The following is a 19,799-nucleotide window of genomic DNA, read 5'->3' as shown; positions in this document are numbered from 1 at the left end:
GGGCTGTCGCGCTTCGTGTTCCGCGAGGAAGTCCCGCATCCAGTCGTCGGGGCGGGGCGCGCGCGGCGGCGCGCGAGGGGGCAGGGGACGCGGCGCGGCCGAGACGGGGCGGGGGAGGGGCGGGGACACGGGCACGCCGCCGCCCTGGCGCACCCGCGCGCGCAGCGTCCGCTCCGTCTCCGTGGGCCAGCCCGGGAGGGCGGCCAGGGCCTGCCGGGCGAGGTCGAGGAACTCCACCGTCCCGGCCTCGCGCGGCACCTTCACCTTCTCCGCGCGCAGCCACTCCGCCATGCGCGTGAGCAGGCCGGGGTGCTGCCGGCGGAGGAGGGCCACGTCGCCCTTCACCTCGTAGCCGCGCAGCTCCAGCTCCGCGACGGCCATGGCGCGGCTGGGCACCGGCAGCTCCATGCGGATCAACGCCTCCGGTCCCCGGTGTCCGGCCGCGTCCTCCTGCAGTTGGGCGAGCACGTCGTGGAGGACGCGCGACACCATGGGGCCGTTGGACGCGTTGCCCACCTGGAGCTCCGGAGGCACCGCCGGCCACGCCAGCACCACGCCCCGGCCCGCCGCGAGCACGTCCGGCCGGTCCCCCGGCAACAGCGCGTGGTAGCCGCGCGGCGCGGCGGGGCTCTCCGGCGTCGGCGTGTAGTGGAAGGCGTCCTGCGCGCCCTGCACCAGCCCCGCGAGCACGTCGCCGCGCGTCACCGTGAGCTGCCCCGGCACCCGCTGGGGGGCGCTCCCGGGCCAGGGGCCGGACAGGTGTCCGTAGAGGTACACGGGGTCGTTGAAGCCCTCCGCGTCGGCGGGGTGCTCCACCAGCTCCACCGCGAAGAAGAACAGCTCCGACGCGGCGATGCGCCGGGGCGTGCGCCCGGAGGCGACCTCGTGGTGCGCCAGCTGCGCCAGCGCCGACGCGGGCAGGAGGCCGCGCTCGCTCGCGGGGACGACGTGCAGCCCCCCCAGCGCGTCGATGCCCACCAGCCACTCGGGCTCCAGCACCTGGGTCGACTCCAGGTGGAAGGTGTCCACCACGTGCGTGATGGCGGTGGCGTCCGAGGAGACGGGCTCCGGCGGCGTGGCGGCGTGGGGGATGAAGTAGCGGGGGAGGTTCACGGCGGTGCGGGAAGGCTTGCGCAACCGCCAGGGCCAGGCAAGTGGCCTATTTCCAGAAGCCCGCGTGGACGTCGCGCGCTTCCCTCAGGTCCACCGGGCCCTCGACCTGGGTGGGACGGCTGCCCCGCTCGAGGACCTCGCGGCACGACATGAAGAGGCCGGCCCGCTTGTCACCCACCATCTTCCCGAACTCCGCCGACGACAGCGCGAAGACGACGCGGCCCACGCCGCCCCAGAAGATGGCGCCCGCGCACATCGCGCACGGCTCCGTGCTCGCGTACATCGTGCTGCTGGCGAGCACGTCCGGGGGATAGCGCCTGGTCGCCTCCCGCATGATGTTGGCCTCCGCGTGGCCGGTGCAGTCGCGCTCGGTGACGGCGGTGTTCTCGCCCTCCAGCAGCACCTTCCCCGCCGCGTCCACCAGCACCGCGCCGAAGGGCTGGTTGCCCCGTGCGCCCGCGCGGCGGGCCGCGTCGATGGCCTGGTGAAGGAACCGTGTCTCCTCGGGACGCATGGGCCTGCCTCCGTGTTCGGGGGCGGCAACCTAACGGCGGGGAGGAGGGAGCGCCACGGTTCCAGGGGGAGGCGCGACGTCGTGTTTCGGCTCCTCGACCCCTGGCGGCCCGGCGCGGTACCGCCCCCGGAGAGGGCCGGGCCTTCTTCCGGGGGCGGGCGCGGGATGAATCAGGTGTTCGTGACTACTGGTCGTCGCAGGGCGTGCCCAGGCGGATGCCCTCGTAGACGCCCAGGTCGTTGTAGATGAGCGGCAGGTTCTCCTCGACGGGCACCTGGCGCAGGTCGAGCGACTTCTTGGTGTTCTCGATCCACACCGACGACTTGGACTTGTCGAGCACCAGCCGCAGGTCGCCCTTCTTGGTGGAGAAGATTTCTCCCTCCGAGTCCGCGATGACGTTGGTCATCTTCTGCGGCTTGAGGCTGCCGCGCGGCCCGATGAAGACGCGGAAGTTCTTCTGCTCGGTGGGCTTCGCGCCGCGGTCCACGAAGTAGTAGTTGCCCTTGGTGTCACGCAGGAGCGCGTACGGCGCGAACTGGTTGGGGCTGGGGGCGTAGGACGCCTTGCGCAGCAGGTCCGCGCCGGCCTCCGGCTCCATGATGGTGAGGGGGATGGTCTTGTCGCCGCAGCGCAGGGAGCACTTCTTCTCCTTGCGCTCCAGCTCCACCTCGGAGACCACCCGGTAGTCGATGCCCCGGAAGTTGGGGTTGGCGGACTTGTTGAAGAAGCGCGGGTCCAGGAAGCTGGCGCCCGAGGTGTACGGGATGCGGTCCACCTGGGTGAAGTTCTTGCCGTCCCCGTAGAAGAGGTGGGTCCCGTTGGTCTCCTCGTCGGGAGAGAGGACGACGTAGTGGCCCTTGCCGTCCGCGCAGACGGACGTGGCCTCCATCACCATCTTCTGGCCCAGGTTCTGCTCCGTGCCCCAGGGGGGCTGGAGGTTGGACTCGGCGGCCAGGGTCGTGCTGCAAGCGAAGGACACCGCCACGGCGGCGAGACGCTGGAAGTTCATCGAAGGCTCTCGGGGACTACAGGGTCGTCTTGAAGAACTTCGTGGCGAAGTCCTGCTGATTGGAGGCGTCACGGGTGGTCGTCCAGATGAGGCGGTCCGCGTCGAGCTTCGGGTCCAGGCTGTCGCCGAGGCGGCAGGTGATCTGCTTCACGCGCGCCTGCACGGTCTTCTTCGCCACGTTGGAGGCGTCGCACAGCTGCTTGAGCGACTCGAGCGGCGGCTCGCAGTAGCCGGAGATGCTCAGCTCCTTGAGCTGGTCGTCGCTGACGCTCTTCCAGTCGATGCTCGCGGCCACGGACGCGCCGCACGCGGTGTTCATCTCCCGCAGCGTCTCCGCGAAGTCCTTGTCGTGACGGGCGGACTCGCCCGCGCGGTCGAACGCCATCAGCTTCTTCAGCGTGCCGTCCGCGTCCTGCTTCTGGTGCTCCTTGTAGACCTCCTCCGGCTTGAGCGCCTGGGTGCGCTTCTCGTCGAAGCTGACGCGGATCTCCTTGCCGCGGCCGGGGACGTACAGCTCGTAGTTCGAGTTGCGCACGTACAGCACGGTGTAGCCACGCCCGCCCCACTGGGTGACGTAGTTGTGCTGGAGCGAGCTGCTGGTGCTGTAGTCCTTGAGGTCGAAGGGCAGCACCTTGCCGTCGATGGGCGAACCCGTGCCCTTCACGCGCAGGATGTACTTCTTCGACTCCCGGGGCGTCAGCGGGATGACGGCGACCTCCTCGCCCTCGGCGCCGGAGTAGACCTTGCCCGCCTCGACGGGGGCGCCCGCCAGGCTGGGGGTGGCCCCCAGCGTGAGCGCCGTGACGAATACCGCGACCATGTGTCTCAAGCGATTCACCTCGTGATGCGGGCCCCCCCTCGGGCGACCCTCGTTCGGAGCCCGACCTCAGAGCTCGATGTCGTGCTGCTTGCAGTACTTCCGGACCTTGGCCTGTTCCGCCCGGGTGACCTTGGGCCACTGGGCCTTCGCGTTGCTCAGGTCCCCCTGGCGGCAGAAGGCCCGGGTGAGCAGCGAATAGGACGCCTGTGGGATGTTCTTGGGTTCCCTTCGCTGACTGCTCCGAGCCAACCGGATGGCTTCCGTCGTGTCTCCTCCCGTCAGGGCGCGCTCCGCGTCGTCCAGGAGCTTACGGACCTCGTCCGACAACTTCTCCGGCACCTCCGGGCGCGAGCTCGGGCGCGTGGACGGCGGCGGCGTCGGGCTCGTCGTGGCGATGGTGGGCAGGGCGTTCGGAGGCGCGACGTCCGGATCGGTGTGCGGCTCGTCGGTGGGGCCGGGGTTCGTCTGGGGCGTCGTCGGCGGCGGGGTCGCCACGGCGGTGGGTTGGGTCGGCGGAGGGGGGGGCGAGGCCACCTGCGTCGGAGTCGTGGGCGTGGGCGCCGTGGGCCCGCCGCCGGTCGGGTTCGCGCTGGCGGGGGGGCGCGTGGCCCAGAAGCCCACGCCGGCCACGACGATGAGGCAGGCCGCGACGATGGCCGCCACCGGCGCGCGCTTCTTCTCGGGCGGCGCGGCGACCGGGGGCGGCGCGGTCGCGACGGCGGGCGCCACGGTGGGCACCGGGACGGGCACCACGGTGTGCGGGGCGACGGCGGCCACCGGCGGACCCACCGCGACGACCTGCTTGGAGATGAGCGTCGGCTCCAGGCCCGGCGGGTCCATCAGCGGCGCGGCCTGGGGCTGCACGAGGCCCATCTGCCCGGTGCCACCGCTGGCGAACGCGGCGGGCGTGGGCTGGGGCTGCACGAGGCCCATCTGCCCGGTGCCACCGCTGGCGAACGCGGCCGGAGGCTGGATGCCGCTGGTGCGGCCGGTGCCCGGCGCCATCGTGGCGTCGAAGCCGTGCTCCGGGACGGGCCGCGACGCGGCGGAGCCGGGAGGCAGCGTGGAGGACAGCGACGGCGGGCCGTCCGAGGGCAGCGCGACGCCGGAGGGCGAGGCGCCCGAGCGGGTGCCCACCGAGTACGTGCCCGCGGACGGGGTGAGCGTCTGCAGGGGGCTGCCGGTCAGGTCCGCGACGAAGGCGGCGACGTCCGGGTAGCGCTCCTCGGCCTTCTTGGCGAGCGCGCGGTCCACCGCGGCGATGGCGTGCGGCGGGGCCTCCGGACACAGCGGGGCGAGCGGCGCGGGCGGCTCGTAGACGACGCGGAAGATCATCTGCGCGATGCCGCCGGCGCCGAAGGCGGGCGTGCCGGTCATCATCTCGTAGACGATGCAGCCGAACGCGAAGATGTCCGTGCGCGCGTCGATCTCCTTGTTGCGGCCCTGGGCCTGCTCCGGCGACATGTACTGCGGCGTGCCGATGAGCGTCGCCTCCTGGGTCTGCACCGTCCCGGAGTCGAGGACCTTGGAGATGCCGAAGTCGAGCAGCTTGAGCCGCTCGGCCACCACGCCCCCGGAGTCGGTGGGGATGAGGAAGACGTTGGCGGGCTTGAGGTCGCGGTGGACGATGCCCGCCGCGTGCGCGGCCTGGAGCGCGGAGCCCATCTGCCGGGCGAAGGACATGACGTCCGACAGCGGCAGCCGTCCGCGCTCGAGCCGGGCCTGGAGGCTCTCGCCCCGCAGGAACTCCAGCACGAGGAACGGCGTCCCGTCGTCCAGGGTGTCGTAGTCGAGCACCTCGACGATGTTGGGGTGTCCCAACCGGGAGGCGATTTCGGCCTCCCGCCGGAAGCGCGCGAAGATTTCGGGCGTCAGGTGGTCGCCGCCGCGCAGCACCTTCACCGCGACTTGCTTGCCGGGGAGGCGCAGGTGCTGGGCGAGATACACCGAGCCCATCCCCCCGCGCCCAAGGAGGGAGACGACCTTGTAGGTGTTTCTCAGGACTGAGTCGATGTCGAGGTCGCCGTCAGACGGTCGGCTCATGGGGATGGGGCTCGCACTGGGGTTCCATGGGGTGTTCAGCCCCATTCCATCCTCCCACCCTGCCATGAGGCAACCCTCCCGAGGCGGGATTCCGGACGGAGCCCCTCCCCGCCCGCTGGAACCGCTGGTGGCTTTCCGCCAGCCTGCTAAGGAAGCAGGTTGTATGACGAAAGCCGTTTCTCAGGACGCCCTCGAGGTCCGAGTCCGCCGCATCCACCGCCGTGACCTGAACCGCACCTGGGAGTTCCTCAAACTCGTTTTCCGAGACGTCAATCGGGAGACGGTCGAGTACCAGCGCCCTCGCTCGAAGCGCCGCTTCATGGAGGTCTACACCTCCGAGTGGATCGAGCAGTTGCTGTATGAGGTGGACGGGGAGATCGTCGGCTACTCCGAGTGCGCCTACGAGGCGACGGGAGACGACAACTGGGTGAACCCGCGCTGGTTCGAGAAGCGGGGCATGCGGCCGCTCTTCGTGGAGGAGCTGGCGGTGCACCCCAACTACCAGGGGCGCGGGGTGGGCAGCTTCATGCTGGATCAGCTCCAGCACCTGGCCCGGACGCGCGGCTGCACGCACCTGGTGTTGGAGGTGGCGGAGAACAACGAGTCCGCCCTGGCGTGGTACCGGGCCCGGACGTTCTACAAGCTGGATGCGGCCATCTTCCTCGCGCAGAAGGTGCCGGGAGAGCCGGACCTGCTTCCGCCGCGCCGCATCAAGCGCAAGCTGAAGCCGGCCGAAGAGGGCGCGGCCACGCCCGCCACCGGGCCCACGCCGGCCTCGCCCAACACGCGCGGCGGGGCGCGGCGGGGCCGCACGCCCACGGCGAAGTCCGCGAAGAAGGGGAGCTGAGGCGCCCTCGCGGAGGCCGTGGTCGAAGGCGTGGCGCTGATGCCCGACGTGAGGCCAGCGCCGCGTCGCGAGTCGAGCGGCGCCGAGGCACTCTCGCGGCGAGCCCTGCTGGCGGAAGTGGCGCTGATGCCTGACGTGAGGCCGGCGCCGACTCGCGTTGGTTGCGAGGATGAGAAGGATCCGGCGCGGAGGGCGGGGCTGGCGTTTCCGCGTGGCGGGCAGTCGGCCACGGAGGATGTGTGGCGCTGGCGGTCGTCGGTGGCTCCGGATGGTGACGCGGCTCTGCGAAGGTGGCCCCGACGGTGGGTGTCAGCGCTCCTGCCCGGTGGTCGTGAGCGTGCGGCGGAAGAAGCGCTCGGCGTCGTCCGCCAGCTGCTGGTGGAGCTTCACGCGGTCCACGCCCGTGGGGTCCACGCACAGCTCGGGGACGACGGCGACCATCTTCTCCCGGCAGGGCGCGAGGAACACGTAGTGCCCCGCGCGAGGCAGGGTCGTGTACTCCGGTGGCCGTGGGAGGCTGTCGCGGACGTTCACGGCGTTGGAGCTGATGGGGAGCACCACGTCCTCCTCCGCCGCGTAGAGCCTGACGGGGACGGTCACGTCCCGCAGGCCCCGCGCATCGAAGGGGATTCCGACGGGAGCCATGGAGAAGACGGCGCGCACCCGGGGCTCCGCGGTGGCGCGCAGCTCCGGGCGGTTGGTGCGGCGCACCTCGCTCAGGTCGGTGCACAGCTCGGACTGCCGGTTCACCTCGAGCGCGCAGGCGGGCTCGAAGCGGTCGAGGTCCGGCACCGCGCCCGCGAGCAGCAGCACGGTGTAGCCCCCCATGGAGAAGCCCATGGCCCCCACGCGCGCGGGGTCGACGCGTGGGCCCATCACGGCATCCCCGAGCACGGAGTCCAGCAGCGCGCGCACCTGGAGGGCGCGGCCGAGCCACACCTCGTCCGAGCCCGCGCGCTCGTTGTCCCCATACGTGTTTCCCGCATGGTCGAGCGCGGCGACGACGAAGCCCCGGCGCGCGAGCGCGGTGGCCAGGTCGCTGTGTCCCCAGCGTGTACCGCCATGGCCGTGTGAGACGAGCACCAGCGGATGCCGACCCGGCTCGGGCTCCAGGTCCTGGCTCGCCTCGACGCGCGCGAGGTCGTGGTCGACGGCGCCGGAGGACCGCGGGGACGGATAGAAGACGACGCCCTTCATGGGGCCGCCTCCCACGGGGTCCTTCATCGTCAGCTCGCGATAGCCCACGCCCCGCGTCCCGGTGGCACATGCCGACAGCGCGAGCAGCAGGGCGAGGGGGGCGAGGCGTTGGAGTCGAAGGAACAGGTCCGAGGGCGACATGGCCAGGGAACGTCCAGGGGCCGGGGATATTGCACGGGCGCCACGCTCGCCTGGCGCGGGGCCTCGTTACGACTTCCCCGGTTCGAGGTCCGAGAAGGCTTCGATGTTGCCAGGAGGATTGCGGTCGTGGCGGAAGCCCGCGAGGGAGCGCAGGACCTCGAGGGGGACGTCGAAGACGGCGTCCACGTTCGGCTTGCCCGTGCGTTGCTTCTGGAGGTGGCGCTCTCGAATCTCCGCGAGGCAGTCCGGTGGGGTCCCGGTCACCAGGAGATGCTCCCGGCCCTCGCCCGGGTCGTGGATGAGCTCCCAGCACTTGGCGCCGCCGCGGTAGGCCGAGGCGCGGGAGCTCATCACGGCCTCGTCGAGGTCACCCGCCAGCACGTCCGCTTGTCTCGAGAGGGCGAGCAGCGCGCCTTCCTCCAGGACGGGGCTCCACCCCTCCTTGCAGACGATGACGTACCAGCCCGCCTCCGTCTTCGCGCCCGCGTAGGGGCTCTCGTGGAAGTCCCGCAACTTCCAGCCCGTATCCACCAGCCCCAGCTCCTCCAGTGCCCTTGCGGGCGTGATTCCCTTCACGGCGACCCAGCTGAGGCGGAACCCCATGTGGCGCATTCCTTTCGTGCGGCGAGCCTACGTGTGCGAGCCGACCTGTCGCGAACCCGCGCCTGGGGCCCGGGTGCTTCCCCTCGAGACGCGGGTGCGTCGCGCGCGGACGCTCTCGACAGGCGGGGCGCGACCGAGGCGCTGGGTCTTGATGGAGTGATACCCGGGGCATGGCGTGTGCAGTTGCGTGCGGCGCTTGTTCGTCACGGGGGGGATACGCACATGCCCATGGTCGGGAAGATCAGCGGAGGCAGCACCATCATCGAGGACGTGAGCCGCAAGAGTTTCACGTTGGCTTCCGCGGTCGAAGGGAAGACCGGCGACAAGGTCCTCTTCGAGGAGTCGGACGACGGTGACGGCAAGGTGGTCATCATCGAAGAGGGGACGCTGCGACCGGTGTTCCGCCAACGCGCGCCCAGGGACTGCGCCCTGGCCGCGGTGCGCATGGCCTTCATCACCATCACCAGCGAGGACGTGGGGTTCGATGCCATCGTCGATGTCTTCGGGGACCTGAAGGCCTACGACAAGGCGCTCGGTGCCAGTGTCGAGGCCATTCCCAAGGTCATGAACCAGTTGTTCAAGCAGACCCATTACTGGCGCAACAGGACCCTGGACGTCCAGAAGATGTACCAGAAGCGTCTGGCGACCGTGGTGAGCGACCGCCGGCCCGCCTTCGCCATCCTCAAGGACCCGAACCACGTGGTGGTGGTCGACAGCGTCGTGCGAGGCGAGTTCCCCAAGGTGACCATCCACTACCGGGACCCGGCCTGCTCCTCGGTCCAGGTGTTCGACAAGGCGGCGTCCGGCAAGGAGACCGGCGAGTTCGGGGTCCGCGCGACGGGGTTGTTCTTCGTCAACCAGTGAGTCCTGGTGACTCGCGGACCGCGACCTGGGAGCGCCGACCCATGGGGACGGGCGTGACGTCGATGTCGCTCGCCCCGGGCCTTCGCACGTCTGCTCGCGTGTGGGCCGCTAGAAGCTCAGCGTCCCCAGGAGTTCGAAGGTGTTGCGGTACACGTGGACGGGCGCGGTGACGAAACCGGTGAACGCGCCTGGCGAGGACTGGGCCTTCACTCCCAGCTCGTGGCGGGACAGCGCGTAGCCGGCCCTCAGGCCTCCTCCCAGTCCGGGCAGCCCGGGGAAGAACCCCTTCACGAGGATGACGTCGAACCCCACGCCGAAGTGGAAGGTGTTGGGCCACAGGTTGCGGAAGAAGCCGGGCAGCCGCACCCAGTACGAGTTCGGGTTCGCCATGCGCTGGCCATTCACCGTGCCATCCTCCAGCCGGTACCACGTCAACCCGTAGCCGACCTTCACGTAGGGCTGGAAGCCGCCGGGCAGGAGGTTGTAGCGGATGCTGCCCGCGTACTCCCACATGTCGAGCCGGGTGCGGACCTGGAACGTGGAGAGGCCGTTCGCCAGGGGCACGTCGAGCCCCAGCGTGCTGCGCGAGTGCAGCAGCGTGTTCTCCGACGTGAAGTGATTGCCCAGGTAGAAGCTCACCTTCAGCGTGGCGGAGACGGCCGTGTCCACCACCGGTCGCACGAAGGCGGCCGCCGAGCCCTCGACGGATGGATCCGCGGCCAGGAGCTGCGGTCCCCACTCGGCGAACTGACGGTCGTTCAGCAGCAGCGCCGCGAAGTCGCTGTCCAACAACTGGATGCTGAGGCCCGCCTCCACGCTCATGCGTCGCCGGGGGAGGCTGGTGGCGGGCGTGTACACCGGCTCGTGTTTCTCCACCGCGGCGCGCACCGGCAACCCCAGCACCCGGTAGACGAAGTCCAGCGGCGGCAGGCTGATGAGCACCGCCACCGGCCCGTTGAGGAACCCCAGGTTGTTGGAGAAGTCGTCCTGGACGTCCAGGGGGAAGAACCAGGGCAGCTCGCTCGGCACGTACGCGGTGAAGCCCGCGTTGGGGGCGGGGCGGTTCCAGCCCTCGCTGAAGGCGGGCCCGGTGATGGAGAGGTTGCCCTCGTCCGCGTGCGCGACGATGCCCGCCAGGGGTGATGCGGCGGAGGGATAGCCCCAGCGCAAGGGCAACACCAGCCACGACCACTCGCGCCGCACCTGTGGGTCGACGATGGCCAGGTCGTAGACGCGCTCCCAGTCGGGGACGATTTCGATGCGCTCCGCGCGGTCGTAGCGCACCACGTCCTCGGGGAGGGGCCTGTCCGGGAACGTGAGGAAGTCCTGGTGCTTGAAGTGCTTGGGGACCTTCTCCGTGGAGTCCGCCGGGCCCACGCCCTTGAAGACGCCGGGAAGGGGATATGTGGCGTGCGACTCCCTCCCATGGGGCCCGGGCGCGGCGAGCAGCTGCTCCAGGCCCTTCGAGTCCGCGCCGATGTACGCGATGGGGTGCGTGTTGATGACGCGCTCCTCCGCGTCCGCCCAGACGTAGCTGCGCACCCGCTCCAGCAACGACTCCTGGCCCGGCCGGTCGTCGCGGCGCGCCTCCACCTGTGCGCGCCACGCGTCCCTCGGCTGGTAGGCGTTGGGGCTCGCGAAGTCGAACACCATCGCGTTGTGGTGGAACATGTACTCGGTGCGCTTGAGCACCAGCGGGTCCTCGCCGTCCGCGGGCCACTCACCGGCGAGGATGCGCCGCAGCTCGTCCTCGGACAGCGCCCGCTCCACCGCGGACCGCGGGGAGATGACCACGCCGATGTGCTCCCAGTCGCCCTCGTGGTTGTTGCCCCCGGCATTGAATGGATAGAAGAACCAGAACTGGATGAGCAGCTCGTAGCCGAGCAGCCCCTTCTCCGAGTCGCGCACCTCCGCGAGGAACGGGTGGGCGTAGACCTTCTCCGAGCCCTGGTATCGACGCGCGATCTGGTCCGGCGTGGGGCCGGCGTACGCCGCGTGCCAGGTCGCCGGGTCGTAGCCGGGGAAGTCGAAGTACATCACCGTGAAGGGGGCGTGCTCGGCGGGCACCGCGTCCCGGTCCAGGCGGGGCAGGGTGGGGTGGTCCGGGTGGAACTCCTGGAGGAGCGCCACCAGCCGGCAGTCGTCGCGCGCGTCCCGGCCCGCGCTCGCGGTGCGCAGGGTGGACTCCGGGACGCCGTCCTCCGGGCAGGGCTTGCCCAGGGAGGAGAAGTTGATGGAGTCGCTGCGCATCAGCACCGCGCCGGGCTGGGCCAGGTCCCACGTGTCCAGCGTGAGGAGCAGGCCCCCCGGCAGGTCGCGGAACACCTTGTGGTCCATGGGGAAGGTGTACGTGTTCCTCACCATGATGGGCGCGAAGCGCACGGCCAGCGCCTGGAGCACCTGGTGGCGCCGGTCGTCGATGCCGTCACGCGGGGCCTCGTCGCGATAGGCCGGGTCCGCCGTGTCGCCGTACAGCGAGAGGGCCACGCTCGCCTCGGTCTGCCGGACGATGCGGGGATAGGTCAGCGGGACGAAGCGGAAGTACTCCTCGCGCGTGGGCGGGCCCGAGCCCGCGGCGTCGCGTGAGGCCGCCAGGAGTCCCAGCGCGAGCAGCACGCGCGCGGCGTGGATGACGTGAGCTGGGCCCATGGCTTCCCCCGAGCAACCGCTGGACGGACGGCCCGTGGGTGGGCGTCCGGGAGGGCAGCGAGCCTAGGGGCGCGGTGGCGGCGGGCCCATCCGGAGCGAGGGGAGCGTCCGGCACCACACGCTGTCCGGCGCGGAGGCGGAGCGCGTCCGCCTCGACACACCGGCTGGTCAACAGTCCCGCGCGACGCGGATGGGGGCTCCACCGCGTCGCGCGAGGCGGGGACGGCTCAGGCGGGCAGCGGCTCCGTCGAGCGGGTGTGCGGCTCGCTCGGCGTGGTGCCCGGCGCGGCGGCGGGCGCCACGGGGGCGGGCACGGACTCGCCGCCGAGCGTCTCGCCGTGCTGGCTCAGGTCGAGCCCCATCTCCTCCGCCTCGCGGGTGACGCGCAACGGGACGATGCGGTCCACGACCTTGTAGAGCACGTACGAGCCGACGAAGGAGAAGACGGACACCAGCACCAGCGCCATCATGTGCATGAGGAACGTCGTCGTCTCGCCGTACAGCAGGCCCACGTCCTTGGCGAGCACGCCGGTGAGCACCATGCCCACCACGCCGCCCAGGCCGTGGCAGGGGAAGACGTCCAGCGTGTCGTCGATGGCGGTGCGGCTCTTGAAGTACACCGCCGCGTTGCTCACGAAGCTGGCGACGAGGCCGACGAGGATGCTCTGGCCCACGGTGATGAAGCCCGCGGCGGGCGTCACCGCGACCAGGCCCACCACCGCGCCCACGCACGCGCCCATGGCGCTGGGCTTGCGCCCGCGCAGCCAGTCGAAGGCGATCCACCCCAGCATCGCCGCGGCGGACGCGGTGTTGGTGGTGGCGAACGCGAGCGTCGCCAGCGACGAGGCCGCCAGCGCCGAGCCCGCGTTGAAGCCGAACCAGCCGAACCACAGCATGCCCGTGCCCAGCATCACGAAGGGCAGGTTGGCGGGGGCGTGCGACGTGTTCTCCAGGTGCACCTGCCGGCGCCCCAGCACCAGCGCGCCCGCCAGCGCCGCGAAGCCCGCGGACATGTGGACGACCGTGCCGCCCGCGAAGTCGAGCACGCCCAGCTTGCGCAGGAAGCCCTCGGGGTGCCACGTCCAGTGCGCCAGCGGCGCGTAGATGAACAGCGTGAAGAGCACCATGAAGAGCACGTACGCCTTGAAGCGCACGCGCTCCGCGAACGCGCCGGTGATGAGCGCCGGGGTGATGATGGCGAACTTCAACTGGAACAGCGCGAACAGCAGCAGGGGAATGGTGGGCGCCAGGTCCGGATGCGTCTCACCCCCCACGCCGCTGAACATGAAGAAGGTCCGCGGGTCGCCGATGAGGCCGTGGAAGCTGTCGCCGAAGCACAGGCTGAAGCCCACCACCACCCAGAGCAGGCTGATGACCGCCATGGCGATGAAGCTCTGCAACAGCGTGGACACCACGTTCTTCGTCCGCACCATGCCGCCGTAGAAGAACGACAGGCCCGGCGTCATCAGCAGCACCAGCGCCGTCGCGGTGAGGATCCACGCGGTGTCCGCCGCGTTGAGCGGGCCTCCCTGCTTCACCTGCGCCGCCGGGGTCACCAGCATCCCCGCGACTCCCACCCCCACCAGCAAGGCCACTGCCAGCCACTTCTTCATTGCGCCTCCACCCGGAAGACCTGACGCAACGCAGTATGGGGCCGATCAACGCCGGATTCAACGACCTGGAGGCTTGGTGTTTGTGTGCGGAGGCTAAATCCTCGGGTTTTTGACCTAGTTTCGAGGTCTGGAGCGGAATCCCTGGGGGCGCCAACTACTGGATGAGGATGCGGCCGTTCTTGATGTCGAGGTTCTCGCCGCCCTTGAGGACGACGGGGCCCCCGTCTGTCTGGACGGTGCAGGGGCCGGAGCCCTGGATGGTGACGGAGGCGGTCTGGCTCTTGCCGAACGTGACGCGGGTCTTCACGCCGCTGCACACGGCGGCCCAGGTGTAGTCGCGCGAGTCGCGGTTGTAGTAGCGCACGGTGACGGCCGCCGCCCACGCGGTCGTCGAGGCGAGAAGGCAGGCCGCGAGCGCGGCCAGCGGAAGTCGTGTCTTCATGCGTCCATCCCTCGAGGTGTGGATCGGCGCTGTCATAGCCGCTGCCCCTGACGTTCGCTCGTGGCGCGTGCGTGCCGCACCAGGCGACGCGCCGGATTCCATCCGCGCGTGGAGTCGTTCGCGCGCGTAGGACCGGGTGCGAGAGGTCGGATGGGCGGAGCGGACGCCTCAGGTCGGAGAGGCGTCGCCCGAGGTCGTCGAGGGCTTCGCGGCGACGGTGCGCTCGAACTCCTCGGGGTGGAGGCTGAACCAGCGCGCGACGAGCATGACCTCCTGGGCCTCGTGCGCGCGCAGGGCGAGGGTCTCCGGCTCCGGGCGGTCGAAGAGGGCGCGCGTCCGGGCGTCGAGGGCGCGCCGCTCCGCGGCGGTGCGGGGCGCGGGCAGCTCGTCCCGCACGATGCCCCGGCGGAGGAGGTAGACGCGGTCCTCCCCGTCGTGGCCGGGCACGGTGTAGACGAAGGAGAGGCGCTTCATCGTGCCGCCGAGCCGGACGATCCACCCGCGCAGCGCGTCCAGGCGCTCGGCCTTGTCGCGCAGCTCCGCCGCGTACTCGAACTGGAGGCGGCGGGCGGCCTGGGCCATGCGCTCGTGCAGGAGCAGGAGCGGCGCGTCGGACGTGCCCTCCAGGAAGGCGCGCGCCTGGGCGACGTGCGCGTGGTACTCCGCGCGGGTGCAGCGGCCGGCGCACGGGGCGAGGCAGCGCGCGAGCTGGCCGCGCATGCACAGGGGCTCGAGCTTCAGCGGGAACAACTGCCCCTGGTCCGCCAGCCGCATGGGGGTGTCCGCGGCGCAGTCGCGCAGCTCCAGCAGGTCGCTCACCGCGCGCACGACCTCGGAGACGGCGCCGTGGCCGTGGAACGGGCCGAAGTAGTCGCCGCTCGCGCCGGTGACGCGCCCCACCACGTGCAGGCGGGGGACGGCCTCGCGCGTGAGGTGGATGAAGCAGTGGTCGCGGTCGCGCTTGTGCTCGACGTTGTAGGGCGGGCGGTGGAGCTTGATGAGCCGCAGCTCCCGCAGCAGCGCCGCGAACTCGCTGGGCTGGTGCTCCCACTCCACCTGGTGCGCGTGGGCGATGATCTCCCCCGCCTTCTCCCGGGCGTCCGCGCGGAAGTAGGAGAGCAGCCGCGAGCGCACCCGCACGGACTTGCCCACGTAGAGGACCTCCCCCGAGGGCCCCAGCATCCGGTACACGCCGGGCCGGTTCTCCGCGTTCTCGCGGACGTGGGTGAGCAGGGCTGCGACGCGGGAGGACATGTGCGGCGGAGGCGGGTCACGGCGGCGGGCCGGACAGGGCACCGTACACCTCGCGGGCACAGGGGCGTGGACGTCGTGGGGCCGAGTGGTCGCGGCAGGCCGGAGGGCGGGCGACCCGGTGGGGCTCACGGCGAGCGGGCGGACCCGCGCTCGCGGCGGCGCGAAGGGGTGGGGCGGGAGGCGTCGCCGGAGGCCCGGAGGGGCCACCAGCGACGACCCGCCGCGCGCGGTCAGGCGGGCTCGATGAAGTTGAGCCGGTAGCCGTCCGGGTCGGTGATGACGACCTCGCGCGTGTGCCAGGGCTGCACGGTGGGACCTTCCACGAGGGCGCCCTGGGCCTGGGCGCGCAGCAGCAGCTCGTCGAGCCCCGAGGGGCCCTCCGTACGGAAGCCCACGAGCACGCCCAGCCCTCGCCGTCCCTCCAGCTTGAGCTGGGGCGGAGGGGCGACGAGGTAGAGGTCCACCTTCCCCGCCCACACCAGGTGGACGAAGGGCGGCTCGTACTGGGTGCGTTCGAAGCCGAGCGCCTCGTAGAACGCCCGCGAGCGCTCCGGGTCCGAGACGAGCAGCTTGACGAAGCCCGCTGTCACTTCGTCAGGCCTTCGGCGGCCATCGCGGCCTGGACCTGCGGACGCGCCGCCACGCGGGCGTGGTACTCGACCACCGCCGGGTACGGCGACAGGTCGATCTGCATGGGCCTGGTCCAGTTCAGCACGGTGAAGAGGTACGCATCCGCCACGGTGAACTGCTCACCGGTGAGGTAGGGGCTCTTCTTCAGCTGGGCGTCCAGCGTCGCCAGGCGCGCGGCGATGCGGTCGCGGAAGATCTTCTTCCCCTCGTCCGGGAACGCGGGGTTGAACAGCGGGCTGAACGCCTTGTGCAGCTCCGTGGAGACGAAGTTGAGCGCCTCCTGCAACTGGTAGCGCGCGACGGTGCCGTTGGCGGGAGCGAGCTTCGACTGGGGCGCCTGGTCCGCGATGTACTGGACGATGGCGGGACCCTCGGTCAGCACCGTGCCGTCATCCAGCTTCAGCGCGGGCACATAGCCCTTGGGGTTCACCGCGGTGAAGTCCGCACCGGACTCGGTCTTCTTGGTGCGCAGGTCCACCTTCTCGACCTCGAAGCTCAGGCCCGCCTCGCGCAGGGTGATGTGCGGGGACAGCGAACAGGCTCCAGGAGTGTAGAAGAGCTTCATGGGCACGCATTCCTCATGGGAAAGGGGTTTTTGCGGGCGCAGTTCTGCAACGTCCGGGCGCCGCGCGCCACCGTTTCGAACGCCGCCTCAGCCCTCGAGAATCGGTCGGTCGCCCGGCGCGCGACATGTGGGACGCGGCAGGCTCCTGGGTCCGAGGGGCCCCGCTGCCCGGGGAACTCCCGGAATGGTAGTTCTGCTCGCCTGCTCAGACACCGTCAGGCGACGGTGCGGAAGGACCCCTATGCGTTTCAAAGCTACTTGGCTGCTGCCCGCCGCGCTGCTGGCGCTGGGCATGACGCCGGCCTGCTCCGGTGACGACGACGAGACGCCGGACTCCGGGACGGCGGATTCGGGCACGCCGGATTCGGGCGCGCCGGATTCGGGCACGCCGGACGGTGGTGGCCCCTCGGGTGACGGCGGCAGCACCGGCACGGCGTCGTGCCCGTCGCACGCGTTCCTGTGTGAGTCGTTCGACAACGGGACGAACGGCTGGGAGCCGCTGGTCCAGAACGCCACCATCCAGGCGGATGGCACCAAGCCGCGCAACGGCTCCGGCGCGTTGCACGTGGTGACGAAGGACGGCATCGACGAGAAGACGGGCGGCGGTCAGGCGCTCGCCCAGTGGAGCAAGACCATCACCCCGTTCAGCACGCAGTTGTTCGCGCGCGCGCACGTGTTCATGAACTCGCTGCCGGGTGACCCGGGGCAGATGGGCACGTTCTTCGTGCTCTTCTCCAGCGAGAACTCGGACTTCGGCGGCATCGAGCTCCAGGTCATCCGCGATACGGGCTTCGCGCTGGATGACTGGTCCAGCCGCCCCGGGCAGGGGTGGAACCGCCAGGGCCCGCCGGTCAACCTGGGGATGTCCACCGGCCGCTGGGTGTGTCTGGAGTGGGAGGTGCGCCGCGCGAGCGCGTCCGCCACCCACGGCAACGCGCGCGTCTACGTGGATGGCGCGGAGGCCCACAACTTCACCGACATCGGCATGCGCTCCTTCGAGCGCTTCACCGTGGGCTACGGCTTCGTCCACCCGCAGGGGCCCTCCGCCTCCGAGACGTGGATCGACAACCTGGCCATCAGCAACACCCAGCGCGTCGGCTGCGAGTAGCCCCTCGCCCACCCCCGGTCCGCGGGCGGCCCCCGTGCTTCGCCGCTCGCGGACATTGCCCCCGTCAGGGGGCGTGAGGCATCTTCGTGTGTAAGTGACACGAACCGGCCGGGCGAGGTCCGCCCGTCGTGCCGGACCTCACGCGGGGAGCGGTCATGTCGTTGAAGGGATTGGCGCAGGAGTCGCTGCGCATCATGGAGGGTGGGACGTACGTCTCGCCGTCCGGCAGGAGCGTCGACCTCCGGGACGCCGTGGCCCGCGCCGTGGAAGGCACGGTGCTCTACGGGCCGGAGGACTTCTCGGGGCTGCGCGGCGCCGAGCCGCGCGAGGACGCGCGTCCACCGCGCCTCGAGGTGACGGCGGAGAAGACGGGCGAGGCGGCCCGGCGGCTGGTGGAGGAGGAGGGACTGGCGCGCGTGGTCGCGCTCAACTTCGCCTCCGCGAAGAACCCGGGCGGCGGCTTCCTGGGCGGCGCGAAGGCGCAGGAGGAGGACCTGGCGCGCTGCTCGGCGCTCTACACCTGCCTCCTGTCGCAGCCGGGGTACTACGAGGCCAACCGCTGGGAGCACTCGGCGCTGTACACGGACCACGTCATCTACTCCCCCGACGTGCCGTTCTTCCGGGACGAGTCGCTGGCGCTGCTGGAGCAGCCCTTCCACGTCTCGCTCGTGACGGCGCCCGCGCCCAACGCGGGGGTGGTGCAGCGGGAGGGGGGCCGCGGACGGGACGCGCTGCCGGGCGTGCTGCGGGCCCGGGCGCGCAAGGTGCTCCAGGTGATGGCGCACCAGGGCCACACCACGCTGGTGCTCGGGGCGTGGGGCTGTGGCGTGTTCCGCAACGACCCGACGGAGGTGGCGCGCGCCTTCGCCCGGGCGCTGGAGTCGCTGCCGGGGGCCTTCGAGCGCGTGGTGTTCGCGGTGTACGAGCGGGGCGGCGACGGGCCCAACCTGCGCGCCTTCCGCGAGTTCTTCGGGTGAGCCCCCCGCCGGGCGCGGACGGCGGATTTAACTCGGCTTAATCCCACGCGTCCCCGGTTTCGCGAGACAACTCCCGGGCTGGTGATTTCAGGGGGAGTCACATGCTGGGGGAGCTGGGACGCGGTCGAGGGGACCCGCGGGTGGGACAGACGCGGGTGGTGCACGGCGCGGCGTTCGTGGAGACGCCGCTCGTGGGCCTGTTCGAGGCGCTGGGACGCTGGGCCGGCGTGCCGGGACACACGGAGGTCGAGCGGGCGGGGGGGACGTCGCTCGCCATCCAGCGGGTGGACGCGGGCACGGTGCGTGTCCTCGTGGGCCCCCCGGCGCTGCTCTCGGGGCTGGCGCCGGGTGGGGGCCTGGAGGACGTCGCGGTGTCCGGTCCGCCCGGAGAGGTCCAGGCGTGGTCCGGCCGGCGGGTGGACTTCCGCGTGGACCGGCCCGAGGGGGTGGAGGCCTGTCGCCGGCTCCTGACGCTCGGCGTGCCGCCGGAGGAGGGCCGCGGGGGGCGGCTCGCGACGGTGCGCCGGGTGACGGGGGCGTGGTCCTTCGACCGGGCGCGTGGGACTGGGCGCGAGGAGTCCGTCTTCACCACGTACGACGCGGACGGGCGCGAGGACTTCGTCCACACGGCGCTCCTGGGGGAGGTCTCCCTGCGCACCCGGGGTCGGGTGGAGGACGCGACGAGTCACGTCTACGAGGCGACGCTCACGTCCCTGGCGCCCTGGGCGCTGGAGCCGCTGCGCCAACTGCATCCGCGGTCCGCGGCGCACGGCGACACGGTGGTGCTCGTGCTCACCGCGGAGGAGGCGGAGCGGCTGCGTCAGGGGGCGCGGGACTGGGTCTGGGAGGTGGCGTCGCCGGACGTGGCGGGCGGGCGGCAGGCGCCGGAGTGGCTCGAGGCCATGGCCCGCATGGAGACGGCGGAGGAGGCGATGGCCGTGCTCCTGACGCCCTCGCACGGCGCCGCGCTCCAGGTGGCGGAGCGGCTGGTGATGCTGGGGCTGTTCATCGGTGAGGCGGAGGTGTCGGACGCCTCGGGGTGGGCCTGAAGCCCTGGGGCCTGGGGGGCCTCTCGAAAGCGAGGTCGCCGGGCCGGTGGCGACGTCAGAAGTGGCGCGCCATCATGGGGAGCGCCATGGGCGCGGGCTCCGACGACAGGTCGGACTCGGTGGGGACGAGCGGTGAATACGTGTCCACGGGCGCCGCGCAGCCCACGACGAACTCGGCGGCCTCCCGGAGTTTCTCCAGGGCGCGGTCGGTGCAGTGCAGGGTGACGAGGGGAAAAAAGCCCGGCTCGCTGATCCACCTCACCGCATCCAGCAGGTGGTGTGTGCTCAAGAATCCCACCACGGAGTCCCGGAGGGCCTGACTCTCCTCCCCGGCTGCCTTGAGCACGGCCCTTCGGTCCCG

The 19,799-nt window shown here is 71.3% G+C and carries 19 protein-coding genes; 5 read left to right on the top strand and 14 right to left on the bottom strand.

Features of this window, described 5'->3' with window-relative positions:
• From LZ198_RS38145 to LZ198_RS38125, 5 genes are all read right to left on the bottom strand, one after another.
• On the bottom strand, positions 1-1,137 hold a 1,137-nt coding region (locus LZ198_RS38145; RefSeq protein ID WP_253977077.1), incomplete at its 3' end, for a hypothetical protein.
• Positions 1,138-1,159: 22 nt separating this feature from the next.
• Positions 1,160-1,627: a nucleoside deaminase gene (locus LZ198_RS38140; protein WP_253977076.1), complete on the bottom strand. Its 468-nt coding sequence runs from the start codon at positions 1,625-1,627 to the stop codon at positions 1,160-1,162.
• A gap of 184 nt (positions 1,628-1,811) precedes the next feature.
• Positions 1,812-2,636 (bottom strand): hypothetical protein, encoded by an 825-nt coding sequence (locus LZ198_RS38135; protein WP_253977075.1) that lies wholly within the window; start codon positions 2,634-2,636, stop codon positions 1,812-1,814.
• Positions 2,637-2,652: 16 nt separating this feature from the next.
• Positions 2,653-3,456, bottom strand: coding sequence for a hypothetical protein (locus LZ198_RS38130; protein ID WP_253977078.1), 804 nt, complete (start codon positions 3,454-3,456; stop codon positions 2,653-2,655).
• A 66-nt stretch (positions 3,457-3,522) separates the two neighbouring features.
• The gene (locus tag LZ198_RS38125) at positions 3,523-5,499 is read right to left on the bottom strand and encodes a serine/threonine-protein kinase (RefSeq protein ID WP_253977074.1); all 1,977 of its coding nucleotides are present in this window, start codon (positions 5,497-5,499) and stop codon (positions 3,523-3,525) included.
• Between the two features lie 163 nt (positions 5,500-5,662).
• Between LZ198_RS38125 and LZ198_RS38120 the strand changes: the two genes are divergently transcribed.
• Positions 5,663-6,346: a GNAT family N-acetyltransferase gene (locus tag LZ198_RS38120; protein ID WP_253977073.1), complete on the top strand. Its 684-nt coding sequence runs from the start codon at positions 5,663-5,665 to the stop codon at positions 6,344-6,346.
• Positions 6,347-6,655: 309 nt separating this feature from the next.
• Here the strand turns inward: LZ198_RS38120 and LZ198_RS38115 are convergent, their stop codons facing one another.
• Complete coding sequence (locus LZ198_RS38115; protein ID WP_253977072.1) at positions 6,656-7,684, bottom strand: alpha/beta hydrolase family protein; 1,029 nt, start codon at positions 7,682-7,684, stop codon at positions 6,656-6,658.
• 66 nt (positions 7,685-7,750) lie between these two features.
• The gene (locus tag LZ198_RS38110) at positions 7,751-8,287 is read right to left on the bottom strand and encodes a hypothetical protein (RefSeq protein ID WP_253977071.1); all 537 of its coding nucleotides are present in this window, start codon (positions 8,285-8,287) and stop codon (positions 7,751-7,753) included.
• A 222-nt stretch (positions 8,288-8,509) separates the two neighbouring features.
• On the opposite strand from LZ198_RS38110, the gene LZ198_RS38105 reads away from it, so the two are divergent.
• The gene (locus LZ198_RS38105; RefSeq protein ID WP_253977070.1) at positions 8,510-9,151 is read left to right on the top strand and encodes a hypothetical protein; all 642 of its coding nucleotides are present in this window, start codon (positions 8,510-8,512) and stop codon (positions 9,149-9,151) included.
• Between the two features lie 108 nt (positions 9,152-9,259).
• On the opposite strand, the gene LZ198_RS38100 is transcribed toward LZ198_RS38105, so the two are convergent.
• The 6 genes from LZ198_RS38100 to gstA all read right to left on the bottom strand — a co-directional run bounded on the left by LZ198_RS38100 (position 9,260) and on the right by gstA (position 16,304).
• Positions 9,260-11,800: a hypothetical protein gene (locus LZ198_RS38100; RefSeq protein ID WP_253977069.1), complete on the bottom strand. Its 2,541-nt coding sequence runs from the start codon at positions 11,798-11,800 to the stop codon at positions 9,260-9,262.
• Positions 11,801-12,027: 227 nt separating this feature from the next.
• Positions 12,028-13,413: an ammonium transporter gene (locus LZ198_RS38095; protein ID WP_253977068.1), complete on the bottom strand. Its 1,386-nt coding sequence runs from the start codon at positions 13,411-13,413 to the stop codon at positions 12,028-12,030.
• Between the two features lie 154 nt (positions 13,414-13,567).
• A complete protein-coding gene (locus tag LZ198_RS38090; RefSeq protein WP_253977067.1) occupies positions 13,568-13,855 on the bottom strand; it encodes a hypothetical protein in 288 nt (95 codons plus the stop codon).
• Between the two features lie 168 nt (positions 13,856-14,023).
• Positions 14,024-15,109: a GIY-YIG nuclease family protein gene (locus LZ198_RS38085; protein WP_253977066.1), complete on the bottom strand. Its 1,086-nt coding sequence runs from the start codon at positions 15,107-15,109 to the stop codon at positions 14,024-14,026.
• 230 nt (positions 15,110-15,339) lie between these two features.
• On the bottom strand, positions 15,340-15,699 hold the full coding sequence (locus LZ198_RS38080) for a VOC family protein (RefSeq protein WP_253977065.1): 360 nt from the start codon (positions 15,697-15,699) through the stop codon (positions 15,340-15,342).
• Positions 15,696-16,304: a glutathione transferase GstA gene (gene gstA, locus LZ198_RS38075; RefSeq protein WP_253977064.1), complete on the bottom strand. Its 609-nt coding sequence runs from the start codon at positions 16,302-16,304 to the stop codon at positions 15,696-15,698. Before gstA ends, LZ198_RS38080 begins: the two co-directional genes overlap by 4 nt.
• Positions 16,305-16,545: 241 nt before the next feature.
• Here gstA and LZ198_RS38070 point away from each other — a divergent pair, with 241 nt between their 5' ends.
• From LZ198_RS38070 to LZ198_RS38060, 3 genes are all read left to right on the top strand, one after another.
• Complete coding sequence (locus LZ198_RS38070) at positions 16,546-17,412, top strand: hypothetical protein (protein WP_253977063.1); 867 nt, start codon at positions 16,546-16,548, stop codon at positions 17,410-17,412.
• Positions 17,413-17,567: 155 nt separating this feature from the next.
• On the top strand, positions 17,568-18,389 hold the full coding sequence (locus LZ198_RS38065) for a TIGR02452 family protein (RefSeq protein ID WP_253977062.1): 822 nt from the start codon (positions 17,568-17,570) through the stop codon (positions 18,387-18,389).
• A 101-nt stretch (positions 18,390-18,490) separates the two neighbouring features.
• Complete coding sequence (locus tag LZ198_RS38060) at positions 18,491-19,438, top strand: hypothetical protein (protein ID WP_253977061.1); 948 nt, start codon at positions 18,491-18,493, stop codon at positions 19,436-19,438.
• A 55-nt stretch (positions 19,439-19,493) separates the two neighbouring features.
• Here the strand turns inward: LZ198_RS38060 and LZ198_RS38055 are convergent, their stop codons facing one another.
• Entirely contained in the window at positions 19,494-19,727 is a 234-nt protein-coding gene (locus LZ198_RS38055; RefSeq protein WP_253977060.1) for a hypothetical protein, read from the bottom strand.
• Positions 19,728-19,799 lie beyond the last annotated feature (72 nt).

This window comes from Myxococcus dinghuensis (assembly GCF_024198235.1).
Lineage (GTDB): Bacteria > Myxococcota > Myxococcia > Myxococcales > Myxococcaceae > Myxococcus > Myxococcus dinghuensis.
Note: the sequence above shows the minus strand (reverse complement) of the source record. Positions and strands in the feature narration are given on the sequence as shown.